The 16,284-nt window shown below is 57.9% G+C and carries 15 protein-coding genes; 13 read left to right on the forward strand and 2 right to left on the reverse strand.

The genetic code is table 11. The annotated features are described in order from the left end of the window. The first annotated feature begins 252 nt into the window (after positions 1-252). The 3 genes from KUW67_RS00005 to KUW67_RS00015 all read left to right on the forward strand — a co-directional run bounded on the left by KUW67_RS00005 (position 253) and on the right by KUW67_RS00015 (position 1,788). Positions 253-468, forward strand: coding sequence for a DUF2945 domain-containing protein (locus KUW67_RS00005; RefSeq protein WP_224823212.1), 216 nt, complete (start codon positions 253-255; stop codon positions 466-468). Between the two features lie 29 nt (positions 469-497). Next, positions 498-692 (forward strand): PLDc N-terminal domain-containing protein, encoded by a 195-nt coding sequence (locus KUW67_RS00010; RefSeq protein WP_224823213.1) that lies wholly within the window; start codon positions 498-500, stop codon positions 690-692. 103 nt (positions 693-795) lie between these two features. Continuing rightward, positions 796-1,788, forward strand: a complete 993-nt coding sequence (locus KUW67_RS00015; protein WP_224823214.1) for a DNA topoisomerase IB — start codon at positions 796-798, stop codon at positions 1,786-1,788. Here the strand turns inward: KUW67_RS00015 and KUW67_RS00020 are convergent. Then, positions 1,785-3,101, reverse strand: coding sequence for an MATE family efflux transporter (locus KUW67_RS00020; RefSeq protein ID WP_224823215.1), 1,317 nt, complete (start codon positions 3,099-3,101; stop codon positions 1,785-1,787). The two genes, KUW67_RS00015 and KUW67_RS00020, sit on opposite strands and share 4 nt — an antisense overlap. Before the next feature lie 276 nt (positions 3,102-3,377). Between KUW67_RS00020 and gdhA the strand changes: the two genes are divergently transcribed. From gdhA to KUW67_RS00035, 3 genes are all read left to right on the forward strand, one after another. Beyond that, the gene (gene gdhA, locus KUW67_RS00025) at positions 3,378-4,721 is read left to right on the forward strand and encodes an NADP-specific glutamate dehydrogenase (RefSeq protein WP_224823216.1); all 1,344 of its coding nucleotides are present in this window, start codon (positions 3,378-3,380) and stop codon (positions 4,719-4,721) included. Beyond that, positions 4,722-6,383 carry an acetolactate synthase large subunit gene (locus tag KUW67_RS00030; protein ID WP_224823217.1) on the forward strand — a complete coding sequence of 554 codons (1,662 nt, stop codon included), beginning with the start codon at positions 4,722-4,724 and terminating at the stop codon, positions 6,381-6,383. A 100-nt stretch (positions 6,384-6,483) separates the two neighbouring features. After that, on the forward strand, positions 6,484-7,494 hold the full coding sequence (locus tag KUW67_RS00035; RefSeq protein ID WP_224823218.1) for a serine hydrolase: 1,011 nt from the start codon (positions 6,484-6,486) through the stop codon (positions 7,492-7,494). 36 nt (positions 7,495-7,530) lie between these two features. Here KUW67_RS00035 and KUW67_RS00040 read toward each other — a convergent pair whose 3' ends face one another. Then, complete coding sequence (locus KUW67_RS00040; RefSeq protein WP_224823219.1) at positions 7,531-9,138, reverse strand: choline dehydrogenase; 1,608 nt, start codon at positions 9,136-9,138, stop codon at positions 7,531-7,533. Between the two features lie 105 nt (positions 9,139-9,243). Here KUW67_RS00040 and KUW67_RS00045 point away from each other — a divergent pair, with 105 nt between their 5' ends. The 7 genes from KUW67_RS00045 to KUW67_RS00075 all read left to right on the forward strand — a co-directional run bounded on the left by KUW67_RS00045 (position 9,244) and on the right by KUW67_RS00075 (position 16,282). Continuing rightward, on the forward strand, positions 9,244-10,473 hold the full coding sequence (locus KUW67_RS00045) for a TRAP transporter substrate-binding protein (RefSeq protein WP_224823220.1): 1,230 nt from the start codon (positions 9,244-9,246) through the stop codon (positions 10,471-10,473). Between the two features lie 126 nt (positions 10,474-10,599). Then, positions 10,600-11,268: a TRAP transporter small permease gene (locus tag KUW67_RS00050; RefSeq protein ID WP_224823221.1), complete on the forward strand. Its 669-nt coding sequence runs from the start codon at positions 10,600-10,602 to the stop codon at positions 11,266-11,268. Then, positions 11,268-12,626: a TRAP transporter large permease gene (locus tag KUW67_RS00055; RefSeq protein ID WP_224823222.1), complete on the forward strand. Its 1,359-nt coding sequence runs from the start codon at positions 11,268-11,270 to the stop codon at positions 12,624-12,626. The genes KUW67_RS00050 and KUW67_RS00055 overlap by 1 nt, the downstream gene beginning before the upstream one ends. Before the next feature lie 11 nt (positions 12,627-12,637). Next, entirely contained in the window at positions 12,638-13,432 is a 795-nt protein-coding gene (locus KUW67_RS00060) for an IclR family transcriptional regulator (RefSeq protein WP_224823223.1), read from the forward strand. 293 nt (positions 13,433-13,725) lie between these two features. Further along, on the forward strand, positions 13,726-14,214 hold the full coding sequence (locus tag KUW67_RS00065) for an invasion associated locus B family protein (RefSeq protein WP_224823224.1): 489 nt from the start codon (positions 13,726-13,728) through the stop codon (positions 14,212-14,214). Further along, positions 14,211-15,725 (forward strand): ShlB/FhaC/HecB family hemolysin secretion/activation protein, encoded by a 1,515-nt coding sequence (locus KUW67_RS00070; protein WP_224823225.1) that lies wholly within the window; start codon positions 14,211-14,213, stop codon positions 15,723-15,725. Before KUW67_RS00065 ends, KUW67_RS00070 begins: the two co-directional genes overlap by 4 nt. Before the next feature lie 14 nt (positions 15,726-15,739). Further along, positions 15,740-16,282 (forward strand): invasion associated locus B family protein, encoded by a 543-nt coding sequence (locus KUW67_RS00075; protein WP_224823226.1) that lies wholly within the window; start codon positions 15,740-15,742, stop codon positions 16,280-16,282. Positions 16,283-16,284 lie beyond the last annotated feature (2 nt).

Genomic DNA, 16,284 nt, shown 5'->3' on the forward strand with positions numbered 1-16,284 from the left:
CTTCTCGCCGTGGCTCTTACGTGTTCCGGGTTTCTGTCTCATCTCCACTCCTTGGTGGTTACGATGTGCCAGAAACCCTCTCTTATCAAATCAACCTAAACTGTCCCATTGGTGCTGACGTCAGACATTTTCTTCAAGATTTCCGGGTCACCGTTTGCGATGAATGTATCCGGAGAGTGCCTGTTCGCGGGTATCTTGGGAACTTTCCCGATGTCTTCCGCGTTCGTCCTGAAATCAATCGGAGATAGAGATATGGCACATCCGCAGGAAGGTGACACCGTCCAATGGGATTGGGGGAACGGCACCGGCAAGGGTGAAGTGGTCAAACGCTACACCCAGAAGATTACACTGAAAATCAAAGGCACCGAGGTGACGCGCGACGCAAGTGACGACTGCCCGGCCTACAGGATCGAACAGGAAGACGGCGACGAAGTGCTGAAATCCGCAAGCGAAATCGAACGCGCCTGACAGGCGCTGCAAAGCGAAAGGAACATCTCATGGGGATCGAAGTTGCAGGGCTGGGAAGCCTCATTCTGCTGGGTCTGAACATTTGGGCTTTCATTTCCATCATCAGCTCAAGTGAGGGCACGGGCGCAAAAGTGCTCTGGTGCCTTTTGGTCTTGGTGCTGCCTTTGCTGGGCTTCATCATCTGGTTCTTCGCTGGTCCGCGCGCACGCACCCGCGCGGCATAGACCGCACCACTGTCCCACCGCACGGGATCGTCGTTCTGCGGCCCTATTGCCTCGCGCATCGGGCTGCAGGACGTCGATCTCTTTTCATTTGTGAGTGTTGTCTATGAATGTGCCTGCTTCCATTCCCGGACTGACCTATTATCCTGATAATCGTCCCGGGATTGCCCGGAAACGCCGTGGTCGTGGCTTTAGCTACATCGCGCCGGACGGCACGCGGATCGAGGATGCAACCGAGCGGAAGCGATTGGCGGCAATGGCGGTTCCGCCGGCCTATGAGGACGTCTGGATGTCGCCGCTGCCTGATGGGCATTTGTTGGCCACAGGACGCGATGCGGCGAAGCGAAAACAATACCGCTATCATCCTGATTGGACAGCGGCGCGATCAGAGACCAAGTTTGATCAGCTTGGCGCTTTTGGCGAGGTACTTCCCCGGATCCGTCGGTGGATCACCATCAATCTGTCAGAGGATATTGGCGCGCCGCAGACCGCTCTTGCGGCGACATTGGCGTTGCTTGATCGCGGGTCACTTCGGCCCGGTCATCCAGAATATTCGGACGAGAACGGCAGTTTCGGGGCGACGACTTTGCAGGCGCGACACGTAGATCTGATCGCCGGCGGTGTTGCGCTTGATTACACGGCAAAAGGCGGTAAGCGAGTGCAAAAGACGGTGCCCGGTGCCAAGCTGAACCGGGTTCTGGGGCGCATAATGGATTTGCCCGGGGCCGAGCTGATTTCGTGGATCGACGGGCAGGGGGAGCCACGCGCGGTACGATCTGAAATGCTGAACGCGTGTTTGTTCGAGCTGACGGACGGGATTGCGACTGCCAAAACATTCCGCACATGGAACGGCAGTCATGCGGCGTTGAACGTATTGCTGCGCAAGCCGGATGCGACGATCACTGCCTGCGCGGAAGCTGCGTCCGAGCGGTTGCACAACACGCCTGCAATTGCGCGGACCGGATATATTCATCCTGACATTCTGGACCTCGTTGGTGGCGATGCGGCTGTTTTGAAGCGTCTCGAACAGCGCGCGTCTCGGTTTGCCAACGGCTTGCTGCGACAAGGCGAGGCGGAACTGCGCGCGCTGCTTTCCTAGCCGCTGAATGCTTCTTGTAGTGGCACGCGTTTGGTGCTGATCAGACCTGTGCGCTTGGCCATCCAGATAGCAGCAACCACGCTGAGCAAATTGGCAGCGATTGCTGCAGCAAGAACGCCAGTATAGCCGAACAGCCATACGCCGAGCCAAGCGCCGGGCAGGTAGATGGCAAAGACACGACCAATGCTGAGCGACATCGAGTAAAGCGCTTTGGAGCGTGCGTTCATAGCGGCGTTGATCGTGACAACGACACCGTAGCCAAACAGGCTCCAGCTTACGATGCGCAAATATTGCGCGGTAAAGGCTCTTTCCTCTTCCGCCGGTGCGATGAGGCCCGCGATTGGCTCCGCGAAGAAAAAGAGTAGGGTTGCTGCGGCGAGCCCGTAAGTCAGGCAGATGCCCCACGCGCTGAAAAGCGCGGCGCGGGCGCGGTTGTATTTCTCGGCTCCCCAGTTTTGGCCGACGACAGGGCCAATGCCGGCGGAAAGGGCTAAAAGCACCACCAAAGCGACGGATTGCACGCGCGTAGCTGCGCCAAAGCCGGCAACGGCAGCGTCACCCAAGGTCGCCACGGCGGCGGTCACAGCGGCCATGCCTGCAGGGTTGATCGCGTTGGAAAACGCCGCAGGCAAGCCGACATCGCCTATGGTTTTCACCGAGGAAAGCGCACCTTTGGTCGGCGATTTCCCGATACACAGAAGCCCTTTGCGATGCGCCCAATAGATGATGAAGCCTGCACCTGCTGCGCGGGCAATGAATGTTGCAAGGGCGGCGCCGCCAGTCTCCATCGCGGGGACAGGGCCCCATCCGAAAATGAACAATGGATCAAGCGCGATGTTGATGATCGCGACGCCCAGCATTGTGAGGGCAGCGGTTATGCTGTCCCCATGGGCGCGGAAAACAGCGTTGGTGATCATCATCAGCACAAGGAATGGAAAGGACAGCGCCCAGAACGGGGCGTAGTCCGCGATCTCTTTCAGGACCGCATCTGACGCGCCCATCAGCGAAAAGAGCAGAGGCGAAAAGAGCCAGAAGGCCAACCCGACCAGTAAGGCAAGCGCGCCGCCCAAAGCGAAGGCATGCAGCGCGAGGCGGCCCGTAGTCGTCTCGTCTTGGCCCCCACCTATCGCTTGCGATATCGCGCTATTGGCCCCGGCAGAAAGGCCGATGGACAGCGACGTGATCGCCGCCGTGACCGGGTAGATAAAGCCGACCGCTGCCAAAGGTGTGCCGCCGAGTTGGCCTAAAAAGTAGGCATCAGCGATTCCGACGCTTAGCACGCCAAAAATGCCCAGAGACATTGGAGCAGACATGCGGGCGAGAACCCAGAAGACGGGCCCTTGGGTAAGGTCTCGGGATGCCATCAGGTGAGGGGCCGTGTAGACCGGGTCTTAAAAACGGGGGTCATAAATCGCGTCTGCGTCCTTGAGGAATATCATGGGTAATGCATCAGATCGGGAGAGGTTCCGTCCGATGCTAGGATTTCTGTGATGCCGCCCGGGGGCGTGGATGTGGAACCAATGCCGCGCTGGGCACGTTACGTGTAACAGCCTTGGTGCATATCGCATGGGTAAACTCCGGAGTATTAGATGACCGATAGCAGCCGTCTCGTTGAGACTTTCATGGAGAATGTGCGCCGCCGAAACGAAGGACAGGATGCCTTTTTGCAAGCGGTCGAAGAGGTTGCTACCGACGTTCTGACGATTGAGAAGAATGATCCCGGCTTTGCACGGGCGCGGGTGCTAGAGCGTTTGACCGAGCCAGACAGGATTATCGGTTTTCGGGTGACGTGGGCTGACGACAGAGGCGACGTGCAGATCAACCGTGGTTGGCGCGTTCAAATGTCAAACGCGATAGGCCCTTACAAGGGCGGGCTGCGGTTTCACCCGACTGTCTCGCCCTCGATCCTGAAATTTTTGGGTTTTGAACAGGTCTTCAAGAATGCGCTGACGGGGCTGCCGCTGGGCGGTGGCAAAGGCGGATCGGATTTTGATCCGAAGGGCCGCAGCGATGAAGAGATCATGCGTTTTTGTCAGGCCTTCATGCGGGAGCTGTCGCGATACATCGGGCCAGACACCGACGTGCCTGCAGGCGATATCAATGTTGGCGCGCGCGAGATTGGATACCTCTTCGGGGCGTATAAAGCACTCAAAGGTCAGTTTAATGGTGCGATCACCGGCAAGGGCGAAGCATTTGGCGGCAGCGAAATGCGCGTGGAAGCGACGGGCTATGGTTTGATCTATTTCGTCGAGAACATGCTTGAGACGCTGGGTGAAACGATTGAAGACAAACGTATCGTGATCTCTGGCAAGGGGAATGTGGCCACCCACGCCGCCGAGAAGGCAATTTGCGAAGGGGCGAGGGTGATCACGCTTTCAGATACATCCGGCACTCTGGTGGCAGAGAATGGGTTCAGCCAAGAAGCGGTGAAATGGGTGCGTGCGCAGAAAGCAGCGGGGGAGGACGTCTCAGATCCGCCCAAAGACTTGGAGTTGCAGTTCAAGGAAGGTGCGCTGCCATGGGAGGTTGAGGCCGACATTGCCTTACCCTGCGCCACGCAGAACGAGATTGACGAGGACGCAGCAAAGGCGCTGAACGATACGGGAGTCCGGTTGCTGGCAGAAGGCGCAAACATGCCGCTGACCGCCGGGGCGATGCGCAAGATTGGTGAAAGCAATATGCTCTATGCGCCGGGTAAAGCGACCAATGCAGGCGGTGTCGCGATCTCGGGTCTAGAAATGAGCCAGAACGCCCATGGTCGCTTTGACAGCGCCGACGAGGTGGACCGCAGCCTGAAAGAGATCATGGGCAACATCCATGATCGCATCGCGGCAGAAGGGCGCGAAGGCAACCGCATCAATTACCGACGCGGGGCGAATGTGGCCGGATACCGCAAAGTCGCCACCGCAATCAGCGCCTATGGTGTCGTTTAGATGACCGGTGCAGAGCTGCTGGTGCGCTGCCTTTCCGAGGCAGGTATCGACGTTATTTATGGTGTTCCGGGGGAAGAGAATACCGACCTTATGCTGGCGCTTGAGGCATCCGATATTCGGTTTGTGTTGACCCGTCACGAACAGGCGGCCGCTTTCATGGCGTCAGTGTATGGGCGGCTGACAGGCAGGCCTGCGGGATGTCTTTCGACACTTGGGCCTGGAGCGACTAACCTGTTAACGGGCGTGGCGGATGCGACGCTGGATTTCGTGCCGCTTGTTGCCATTACGGCGCAGGCAAACCGGGAACGAATGGCGCTGTCAGAGAGCCATCAGGTCATTGACCTCGAAGCTCTCTTCCGTCCGGTTACGAAGGTCAGCCAGACATTGATGACCGCTCAGGCGATACCCGGTGTCGTCGCCGAAGCGCTCCGTCAGGCATGTGCGCCTCGGCCCGGAGCTGTTCATCTTTCACTTCCCGAAGATGTCGCCGCAGCAGAGGTTACTGCATCGCCCCTGAATGTCCCGGAAACAACACCCCCATTGCCCGCGCCGGGCGCGGTTCTGGAGGCAATTCGCGTGTTGCGCCAAGCCGAAAGACCAGTGTTGATGGTCGGTAACGGTGTCATCCGCGCAGGTGTTTCAAGTACCGTGCAATATCTGGCCGAGGCGTTGAATATCCCGGTCGTAACCAGCTTCATGGCGGCAGGCGTGCTGCCGAAAGAGCATGGTTTGAACATGTTCACACTGGGTCAGCCATTCGTTGATCATATCGACCGTGCTGTGGCACAGTCCGATCTGATTGTTGCAATCGGATTTGATCCTATCGAATATCCTCCGACAAAATTGACGAATAATGGGACAATCCCCGTTATCACCTTGTCAGAGCAGCCTGGGGCTGCTGACGTCGGCTGGCCGCTTAAGGCCGAAATCGTGGGGGGCTTGGCGGCGTCGATGAAGGCGATTGCAGCGGGGCTGACTGGACATGTCTGGAAAGTCTCCGCCGAAATGACAACGGCGCGCGACAAGATGCTTGAGATGCTCGCGAAGACTTCGACCGAAGCCGAGGACAACTCCTTCCGCGCCGAGGATGTTCTGTCTGTGGTTGAGAGCAATCTAAACGCAACGGATGTTATTTTGTCCGGGGTTGGCACGCACAAGATGAAGGTTGCGCGGTCGCTCATTCCAAAACGACCTGGTCAGATGATCATCGCCAATGGTTTGGCGGGCATGGGGCTGGCGTTGCCTGGTGCGATTGCGGCGGCAGAATTGACGCCCGAGGGCCATGTTCTGGCGATCTGTGGGGACGGCGATTTCCTGATGAATGTCCAGGACATGGAGACAGCCGCCAGACTGGGGCATCCGCTGACGGTGATGGTTTGGGAAGATGGTGGTTATGGTCTGATTGAGGCAAAGCAGGAAGACGATACCGATACACATACGGCGCTAGGTTTCTCAAATCCGGACTGGGGCCATCTGGCAAAGGCGTTTGGATGGCAGCATATGCCGGTTGCTCAATTCAAGGATTTGGACGGGGCCCTTAAAACGGCGAAGGCCGCGGACGGGCCGACGCTCTTGACGCTTTGCATCAGCTATTCCGAGCCGCTGCGGGACCGCGTGGAAATGCCCGGGGGTAGCGCGAAAGAGAGCGGTGGATCCCGGTAACTGCGGGATCACAGACATGCGATGTGCTGTGAGCGTGGTTTAGCTATTCTCGCATGTGCTCACGCCTAGATATTTGGCAAGCTCAACGAAAGGATCCTCCATGCCGCGCGTCACGCGTCGTTTGTTTGTCACTGGGGCGACGGCTTGTCTGGCATGGCCTGTAGGTGCGCAAGATGACCCATGGCAGGCTGTGGCTGCGCGGGCTGCTGGGTTGGATCAATGTCATGCATTGATGGTCCAGCAAGGCGGCGTGACCCGGCTTCAAAGCGTATTTCGCGGTCCAGCTTTGGGGCGGGTTGTGCCGGTCAAGTCCGTATCGAAAACGCTGGTCGCTGCGCTGACGGGTGCCGCGCTGGACCGGGGAGAATTACCGTCGATTGAAGCGCGACTTGGCGATGTGGCTCCGGCGCTGATCCCACGCGGTGTCGACCCCCGTGTGGCTGAGATCACCGTGGAAGACCTTGTTACCATGCAAGCCGGGTTGGAGCGTACATCAGGGGTCAATTACGGGGGCTGGATCAGTAGCCGCGATTGGGTCGCCGATGCGCTGTCGCGTCCTTTCGTGGCGGAGCCGGGCGCGCGGATGCTGTATTCGACCGGTTCGTTTCATGTATTGGGCGCGGTGTTAAGCGCGGTTTCGGGTGAGAGCTTGCTGACCCTTGCGCGGGAGCGACTTGGGCGGCCTTTGGGGATTGATCTCCCGGCTTGGACCCGCGATCCGCAAGGCCGCTATCTGGGCGGCAACGAGATGGCGCTGAGCTTGCCGGACATGATCCGGTTTGGCGAGATGTATCGTCAGGGCGGGCGCTGGAATGTCACGCAGGTGCTGAGCGCCGATTGGGTTGCGCGGTCTTTGCAGACTCACACACGTTCACCATTTTCTGGGCTTGATTATGGATATGGCTGGTTTTTGGGACGCGCGGGCCGGGACGACTATGCGCTGGCGCGCGGCTATGGCGGGCAGATCATCTGCATCGTGCCAAGCCTTGATCTGACGGTGGCGATCACATCTGACCCGACGCGTCCGGCCCGCAGCGGTGGGTATTTCGGTGATCTGATGGGTTTGATTGAAGACGCCATCCTTCCCGTAGCGCGTGATGGGATGGCATAAGCCGCGACGCCTTTCACAGGGCTATCTTCGTTTAGTTTAAGCGCTTTCACGGATCAGATCAGACACTTTTTCGCCGATCATGATGGCGGGCGCGTTGGTGTTGCCCGACACGATCTCGGGCATGATCGAACAATCCGCGACGCGCAGCCCCTCGACCCCGTGCACCTTCAAAGCCGGGTCGGTTACCGCATCCTTACCGGTGCCCATTTTGCAGGTTCCGGTCGGGTGGTAAATCGAAACGCTGTTATTGCGCGCCCAATCCAGTGTGCCGTCGTAATCCTCTATAGCAAGGTCCGGCTTGGGGCGGAACTCTTTCGCAATTTTCGAGCTGAGTGGCGCGTGTTGCGCGATGCCGCGGGCGATGTTGATGCCGTCCACGATGGTTCGGCAATCGGTCTCGGTCGACAGGTAGCGTGGCACGATCTTGGGGTAGGCTTTCGGGTCTGGTCCGCTGAGTTGAATTTCGCCCCGGCTTTCCGGGCGTAGCTGACAGACCGACATCGTGAAGGCAGAAAACGGGTGCACCCCTTCGCCCGGGCTGTCGGCAGACCACGGCTGCACATGGAACTGGATATCAGGTGAGGCCAGATCGGGTCGCGTTTTCATAAAGCCGGTCGCAAGGCTGGCCGCCATGGTCATGGGTCCGGCGCGGAAAAGAGCGTATTTCAAGGCGATCCGCGCCTGATTGTAGAGGCTGCGGACCTCGTCATTAAGCGTAGGCTCGTTGCACTTATAGACCAGACGGGCCTGCAGATGGTCCTGCATGTTCTTACCGACGCCGGGCAGGTGGTGGGCCGTCTCGATGCCATTGGCTTTAAGCTGTTCGCCGTCGCCAATACCCGAAAGCATCAGCACTTGGGGCGAGTTGATCGCCCCGCCACACAGCACAATTTCGCGCTGGGCGGTGATGGTTTGCACCGCGCCACTTTTGTCAGTGTAGGACACGCTGACCGCACGTTTGCCCTGCATATTTACCTTGGTGACCTGGGCGTTGGTCACGATCTGAAGGTTCTCGCGGCTGCGCACGGGCTTGAGATATGCGACTGCGGCACTGCAACGCCGCCCGTTTCTGGTCGTCAGTTGGAAATAGCCCACGCCTTCCTGCTCGGCCCCGTTGTAATCCGGGTTGAACGGATAGCCCGCAGCTTGGGCCGCCGCGACCCATGCGTCGCAAATCGGGCGCTGGATGCGCATGTTGGAAACCGCCAGCGGGCCGTCATCGCCGTGAAACGCGTCTGCCCCGCGTTCATTGTTTTCCGCGCGTTTGAAAAGCGGCAACACCTCGTCCCAGCCCCAGCCTGTATTGCCCATCTGACGCCAGCGATCATAATCCTCGGGCTGGCCACGGACATAGAGCAGCCCGTTCAGTGACGAAGACCCACCCAGCACCTTGCCGCGCGGCCAGTCGATGGAGCGCCCGTTCAGACCAGGATCTGGTTCAGTTTTATAGCACCAATCCACCTTGGGATTATGCATCGTTTTGAAATAACCGACGGGAATGTGAATCCATGGATTCGTATCTGCTGGTCCGGCCTCAAGCAGCACAACGCGGGTCTTCGGATCGGCGCTGAGGCGGTTTGCCACAACACAACCAGCCGATCCGGCCCCCACCACGACGAAATCTGCATCTTGTTTTGCGTCCACGGTCTTTTTCCTCCCAATTGGAAAAAACCCTATGCAGAACGTGAAAGCTCTTCTAGTCTTTTCTGAGACGTTACGTCTCAATAATTGTCAAAATGGGAGGACAACATGGGAATTTACGATCGCGTAAAAGGTGTGTCACGCCGAGATTTCTTCAGGATCGCAGGGACTTACGGCATGAGCTCCACGCTCCTGGCTGCAGGCACCTTCGGTGGGGCAATGACAGCAGCTAACCTCGCAAAAGCTGCGGAATCAACCTACAACAAGCGCTTCTCGAAGGAGGCCAAACACACGCTGAAGTTTGGCGCGGCTGGTTTCAACCCGCAGAACCTTTTGATTGAACGCGCAGGCTGTCTTGAGTTCGCCCGCGATCTTGAAGAGCGCACGGATGGCGAAATTCGCATCGAATTCATCGGCAATAACCAGATTTGTGGTCAGCTGTCCTGTGTTGAAAAAGCCCAGCAGGGTATCATCGACATCTATGCCGCATCCACCCAAAACTCTGCCGGTGGTGCGCCCTATCTGAATGTGCTCGACTATGCGTATATGTTCCGCAGCCGCGCGGACCAGTATTACTTCATGTACAGCCCGGAATCGCAGCGCATCCTGCGCGAGCCGTTTGAGCAGCGTCATGGCCTGAAGTTCCTGTTCACCCACGCCGAATTGCGCGGGATTATGATGGGTCAGAACTTTGCCGACAAGCCGACGGTGACGAAGCTTGAAGACATCATGGGCACCAAGAACCGTGTGACGGGCACCCAGCTGGGCCGGATCGCGATGGAAGCGCTGAACCTCAACCCGGTGCCGGTGGCATGGGAAGAGACGCTTGACGGTCTCAAGCAGGGTCTGATCGACGGTGCGGAAACATGGGCTTCGGCTGTGGCTTATGCAAACATGTCTCCTGTGGTTTCGCAGTGTGTTGACCTGCGCTTCTTCTGCGGCACCGAGCACACGGCGATGACCGCGTCGACCTTTGACAGCCTTGGTGGCGACTTGCAGGACGCTGTGATGGAATCGTCATATCTGACACAGGTTCACGTTCAGGCCGCCAACGAGGCCGCCCTTGTGAACACTGTTGGTCACTCGACCCCGCAACTGCCCAACACGATCTTTGCGCAAAACGATGTACGCGTCGCGAACCTGTCGGACGAAGAGGTGCGCAAGGCCGAAGAGATGTGTTCGCCCGAGTTCCAGCCGCAGCTGTGGGAGCAGTGGCGCGAGCGGATCAACGGCTGGGCAGGTGGCATTGACACCTACCAGGACATCTACAACGAAGTGCGCAACAACCCGCACACACTGGCTGAAAACGTCGAGCCGCGTCGTTGGTGGAAAGGCTAAGTCTAGCCTGCTGAAAATAATGCTAGCCCCACCGCGTGCGGGGCTGGCATGCTTGCCTTCAGATAAATTGCAGATGTGGAAGACCGATCTAATCCGGCGCGCATCTCACATGGGAGGAGGGACCTCATGTCCGTATTGTCCGACTTCGGTACGCTGATGGCGGCCTTTGGCAGTCAGGATTCGTTCGAAATCCGAAACGCATTGCGCCCGCAGACGATGTACGTGATCGGGGCGGTCTTCCTGTTGATCTCTGGGCTTGTGATGGCTTGGATTTACCACCGCGTTCCCGTGATTGAGCGGTATTTTGAGCGCACAATTATGGTGACAAGCTATCTGGCGATTGCCCTGATCATCTTCTGGGGCGTGATTGACCGCTTTGTCTTTTCCAACCAGCAGCCGTGGTCTACGACGATCCCCCCGTTCCTGTTCATGGTGATGGCGTGGTTTGGCGCCGCCTATAATATCCGCGTCCGCACCCATCTGAGCTTTTCCGAGTTTCGCACGATGATGCCGCGCACTGGCCAGTTCTTCTGCTTGTGCATCGACTTTGTGCTGTGGTTCGGCTTCGCGTTGATTTTTCTGGTCACGACTCTTCGCGTAGTCGCCCTGTCGGCGTCAAACTTCCAGATTGTGCTGGGCACCGACAACACCATGCAGTGGTGGTTCATCCTTGCCGCCCCTGTTGCCGGGGTTCTGATGGCCGCGCGCGCCGTTGAAAACCTTGAGGACGACATCAAGAACTACCGCACCGGAAAGCCCTTGATTAAGCAAGCTGTGATCGGGGGGGATGTCTGATGGCTGACGGAACGCTTATCACGCTGATCTCTGTCGGGGTCACCTTCCTGTTCATGCTGGGTGTGCCGGTCTTTCTGGTCATCGGCTATTGGGTCATTGGCTGCTCGTTTGTGCTGGGCCTCACGCTTGACAATATGGGTGCCGAGTTACTCAACGTTTTCAACAAAGGCTTTGCGCTGCTCGCGATGCCGTTGTTCATCCTGACGGGGGACTTGATCAACAAATCAGGGATTGCCCGACGGCTATCCGACTTTGCCTATTCGTGTCTGGGCTGGCTGAGGGGCGGTCTTGCGATGGCCTCGCTAGGGGCTTGTGGTCTGTTCGCTGCGATCTCGGGCTCAAACTCCGCCACCACGGCGACCATCGGATCGATGCTGCATCCTGAAATGGTCAAAGGTGGCTACGACGAACGTTTTTCGGCGGCGACGGCTGCTGCGGGCGGCACGGTGGGGATCATCATCCCGCCGTCGATCATCTTCATCGTCTACGGTTTCCTGATGAACCTGCCGATTTCAGACCTCTTCGTGGCGGGCATCATCCCCGGCGCGCTGATGGTTGTCGGCATGCAGCTCGCCTGCTGGATCATCTGCCGCATCAACGGCTGGGGGTATCTGATCCCACTTCAACTGAACCGCGTTCTGAAGACCGCGTTTGGCGCGTGGCTGGGCTTTTTTGCAATCGGTCTGGTGCTTTGGGGCATTTACACCGGCAAGTTCTCCCCCACTGAGGCGGCTGGTGTGACCGTTGGTTTCTGTATCATTGCGGGTCTGGTGTCTTATGTCATCACCAACACGCTGGGCCTGAAATCCGGCAAAACCTGGGAAGAAAAATCCTATGCCGAACAACTGGTTGTGGAAGGTTTCACCCTCAAGCAGATCCCCGGCATCACCATGCGCTCGGCTGAGATCACGGGTATTCTGGCGCCGCTGATCGCGATTTCGGTCGTAATGCAGCAAATCCTGTCGCTGCTCGGTGCTCAGCAGGTTATCGGTGACTTCGTGACATCCATGGGAGGCTATTATGCGGTCCTATTCACGGCGATGGTCATCGTTTTCTTTTCGGGCATGGTGCTAGAGTCGCTGCCGGTCACCATCATCTTAGCGCCTATTTTGGCGCCAATTGCGGCCAGTGTGGGCGTCGATCCGATCCATTTCTCGGTGATTTTCCTTGTGGGCGCTTCAATCGGGTTCATTACGCCACCTTATGGGCTTAACCTTTACGTAGCGTCTGGTGTGACAGGCGTTCCGTATTTCAGGTTGCTGCGTTACACGGTGCCCTATCTGTTTGCGTTGATCAGCGTTTGGTTCCTTGTTGCGCTGACCCCGGATCTTGCACTGGCGCTGCTGCCCAACCGTTAAGGCCTTACCCCATGCCAGATGACCGTTTGATAAACGAGCCTGCGCTGGAAACGAAAGACCAGATACCGACAACTTTGCGGCTTCTGGTGTTGATCGAGGAAGTTGCGCAGGCGGGGGTGCCTCTGACCCCCGTTGCGCTGTCCGAGGCCCTTGGCCTGCCCAAGCCGACCATTCACCGTTTGCTGACCACCGCCGAGGCGGAAGGTTTCTTGCAGCGTGACGTGGATGGGCGGTCTTACGGGCCGGGCAAGCGGATGCGGTGGCTGGCGTCAAACACGCTGTCGTCACAACGCATCCGCACGGAACGTTTGATGATCATGAAGGCGTTGGCCAGGGAAGTGGGCGAGACCTGCAATCTGGCGGCTCCAGGGCGCTACGGGATGGTCTATCTCGACCGGGTTGAGACGCACTGGCCGCTGCGTATTCAATTGCCGGTGGGCACGCAGGTGCCGTTTCATTGCACCGCAAGCGGCAAGATGTATCTGTCGTCGTTGCGGCCTGACAAGCTCGAGCGGCTGATCGGTTCGCTTGGGTTGGAACGCCATACGGCTCAGACGTTGATCGATCCTCAGGCACTTCGGGATGAGCTGACTTTGACCCGCGAGCGCGGATATTCCACCGATGACGAAGAGTTCATGGAGGGCATGACAGCCATCGCTGTGGCGATCCGGGACACGCAAAATCGGCTGCTCACAACCTTGTCTTTGCATGCCCCGATGCAGCGCAGTTCGGTCAAAGGACTGGTGCGGCATTTTGCGACGCTAAAGGATGCGGCACTGAAGCTGGAACAGCTTGCGCAAGACTAGTCTTGGCGTGATTCCCCACGACGCTTGAACGGTATTCTCTTTTAAGTTGTGAGAGGTCCTTGAGCGCTTTACCTACACGTCATCGGCAATTTTCCGCTTAACGTATTGATACTACTAAAAAACCGTCCTTTGCCGAACATCATAGATGTGAGCAGGACAGTACACGTTAACTAAAATCTTTATAAAACCTTAAAATTCCTTAGAAATTTTAATCTCATCGCGTATTATGCCGCCGATAGCTCAAGTATTTCTGATTATGGATTTGCCGAGTAACAGCGACATGACGGAGGGTCATGGCTCGTATGAAGTGTATTTTACAGACTGGCCTTGCATTGGGTCTTTGTCTTTTTAACTCGGGTGCTCTGCTGGCGTCAGAGCCTGAAGCGTTTCAGGATTGGTCGGTCGTTTGCCAGAACGAGATCTGCATTGCATCGCAAACCAACTATGGCCCGCAGGAAACGTGGCTGGCCACGGTGCGTTTGCGTCAGGAGATGGACGGCTCTGCTGCCGTTCAAGTGCTGGTGCCGGCGGGTGTTCATCTGGGCTCAGGCCTCTATGTGCAGCTCAACGCGGGCAAGCCGGTGGAAGTGCCTTACGTGACCTGTTCGGCCGAGAGCTGTCAGGCCGTGGCGCGCCTATCTGCGGACACGCTAGATGGCTGGAAACGCGCGCGCGCGGTATCCATGCGCTATCGCCCGGCGCTGAGCGCCCCGCCAATTGCGTTTGATATCTCGATGATGGGCGTGACCGCCGCGTTGCAACAGACAGGCGAACGCGGATGAGCATGTGGCGTATTTTCTGCATGGCGTTTGCGCCATGGTTTGCTCTGACCGGAGCAGCGTTTGCGCAGAGCTTCCAGATCAAGGGGATCGAGTTCTCTGACAGCGCCTATCTGAGCGATGCTGACTTACAAGCGATCGAGCTGCAGTATGTTGACCGTCCCTTGGTCTTCGCCGATCTGGAAAAGATGCTGGGCGATGTGCAAACGCTTTATTCCCGCGCGGGTGTTTTGACGGCTCAGGCGCTGTTGCCGCCGCAAGATGTCGAAGATGGAATCCTCAAAGTCTCGCTGGTCGAGGCGGATATTCAAAGCGTCGCGATTGACGGGCTGGACCGAACAAACCCCGCGTTCCTGCGCCGCACGATCAGTTTGCGTGAAAACGAGCGCCCGGATTTCGATCAGCTTGAGCGTGACCTGCGCATCTATGAGGTCATGCACGACATTCGCCCGCGCCTGTCTTTCGCGCCGGGTACCGAGGTTGGCACGACAATCGCAACGATTTCCGGCGAAGAAACCGATCCGTTTACCTCGACCTTCTCGCTCGACAATTTCGGACGCGAGGAGACAGGGGAGCTGCGCGCGGCATATTTCGGGCGCTGGACAAGTGTGACCGGCGTGCGTGACACGCTGTCATTCAAGCTGCAACGCTCTGAGTCCTCGCAGAGTTTCTCGGCCGGGTATTCACGACCTGTCGGCCCTTATAGCGGGCGCGTGGAAGCGACGCTGTCTTACTCGGACGCTGAAGTCATCAACGGACCGTTTCAGGCACTTGAGATCCTATCGGAATCCTCAGGCGCGACGTTATCTTATCGCCAGCCGTTCCGGGTCGGCCCGTTCAGTCATTGGACGTGGGAAGCCGGGCTCGCATATGAGACCTCTGAATCCACACTACTGGGTCTGACTTTCAGCGACATCGAAATTCAAGAGTTTTACGGTGCTGTCAGCTATACTGAACGCGCCGAAAACTACGTGATCAGCGCGACGGGCGGCTTCCGGGTTGGCGAGGCGGATACCGCGCAGATCTCGGAAACGGAAGGCAGCTATGCGCTGCTTTATGGCTCGCTTGCCTATACGCGCCCTCTTGGGAAAAAGCTGCTCTTTGAGACGAATGTTATCGGGCAATATGCCGAAGGTGAAAACCTGCCGGTGGCGCGGCTCTTTACGGGCGGTGGGCCGGATATTCTGCGTGGCTATCCCAACAATGTGCGCAGTGGTGACAGCGGTTTCGTCGCCCGTATGCAGATCAGCGGACGCGAGGCGATCTCTCTGGGTGAGAGCGATTTCAAGGCGCGTCCTTTTGGGTTTCTTGATGTCGGGCTGATCGTGCCGTTCCGCCCCGACGGGGGCATTGAGTCCGACCAGGATTTTCTGGCCTCTGCCGGCGCGGGCACGCGGATCAGCTACCGCGATAACGCCAGCATGTTGCTGATGGCGGGACTGCCTTTGCGAGAGACGCTTGGGTTCGAAGATGGCGAAGCAACGGTATATTTTGGATTGGATTATACGTTCTGATGGAGACACGACGCGTGATAAGAAAGCTCTTTTTGTCTTTCGGCCTGCTGACCGCATTGGCCGCAGCGCCTGCCTTGGCGCAAGAGACCGAGGCGGAGACTGACACTGATTTAGCCAACAACACGGCTTTCGGGGATTGGGTTGTCAGCTGTCAGGCAGCGACCGTACAGCGCAATATCTGCCAGTTGGTGCAAGTCCAGACTTTGCGCGACACCGGGCAAATGCTGGCGCGATTTGTGGCACTTCCGGTTGAGGATGGTGCGATCTTGCTGGCGCAAATGCCGATGGGCGTCTACCTGCCGGGCGGTGCGGTCTACCGCTTCGCCGAAAACGAAGATCTGGAGCAACGCGAGATGATCTGGCAGCGCTGCTTGGGCGAAGTGTGCGAAGCCGCAGCACCGCTGGACACCGATGAACTGGCGCTTTTTGCCGAGCATGATCAGATTCTCGTCGGCTTTCGGATGCGTGCCGAGGACGAGCCGATCATCCTTGGCGTCGACATTTCGCGATTCAATGAAGCCCTTGAGGCGCTTGAACGCGCCAACACGCAGGAATAGCG

This window comes from Cognatishimia sp. MH4019, assembly GCF_020177595.1.
Classification (GTDB): domain Bacteria; phylum Pseudomonadota; class Alphaproteobacteria; order Rhodobacterales; family Rhodobacteraceae; genus JAHTBL01.

Coding starts and splice junctions, on each gene's coding strand:
- KUW67_RS00060 (WP_224823223.1), top strand. CDS start 12,638: ATGCCAGATGACCGTTTGATAAACGAGCCTGCGCTGGAAACGAAAGAC.
- KUW67_RS00030 (WP_224823217.1), top strand. CDS start 4,722: ATGACCGGTGCAGAGCTGCTGGTGCGCTGCCTTTCCGAGGCAGGTATC.
- KUW67_RS00050 (WP_224823221.1), top strand. CDS start 10,600: ATGTCCGTATTGTCCGACTTCGGTACGCTGATGGCGGCCTTTGGCAGT.
- KUW67_RS00035 (WP_224823218.1), top strand. CDS start 6,484: ATGCCGCGCGTCACGCGTCGTTTGTTTGTCACTGGGGCGACGGCTTGT.
- KUW67_RS00065 (WP_224823224.1), top strand. CDS start 13,726: ATGGCTCGTATGAAGTGTATTTTACAGACTGGCCTTGCATTGGGTCTT.
- KUW67_RS00020 (WP_224823215.1), bottom strand. CDS start 3,101: ATGTCTGCTCCAATGTCTCTGGGCATTTTTGGCGTGCTAAGCGTCGGA.
- KUW67_RS00045 (WP_224823220.1), top strand. CDS start 9,244: ATGGGAATTTACGATCGCGTAAAAGGTGTGTCACGCCGAGATTTCTTC.
- gdhA (WP_224823216.1), top strand. CDS start 3,378: ATGACCGATAGCAGCCGTCTCGTTGAGACTTTCATGGAGAATGTGCGC.
- KUW67_RS00055 (WP_224823222.1), top strand. CDS start 11,268: ATGGCTGACGGAACGCTTATCACGCTGATCTCTGTCGGGGTCACCTTC.
- KUW67_RS00070 (WP_224823225.1), top strand. CDS start 14,211: ATGAGCATGTGGCGTATTTTCTGCATGGCGTTTGCGCCATGGTTTGCT.
- KUW67_RS00010 (WP_224823213.1), top strand. CDS start 498: ATGGGGATCGAAGTTGCAGGGCTGGGAAGCCTCATTCTGCTGGGTCTG.
- KUW67_RS00015 (WP_224823214.1), top strand. CDS start 796: ATGAATGTGCCTGCTTCCATTCCCGGACTGACCTATTATCCTGATAAT.
- KUW67_RS00005 (WP_224823212.1), top strand. CDS start 253: ATGGCACATCCGCAGGAAGGTGACACCGTCCAATGGGATTGGGGGAAC.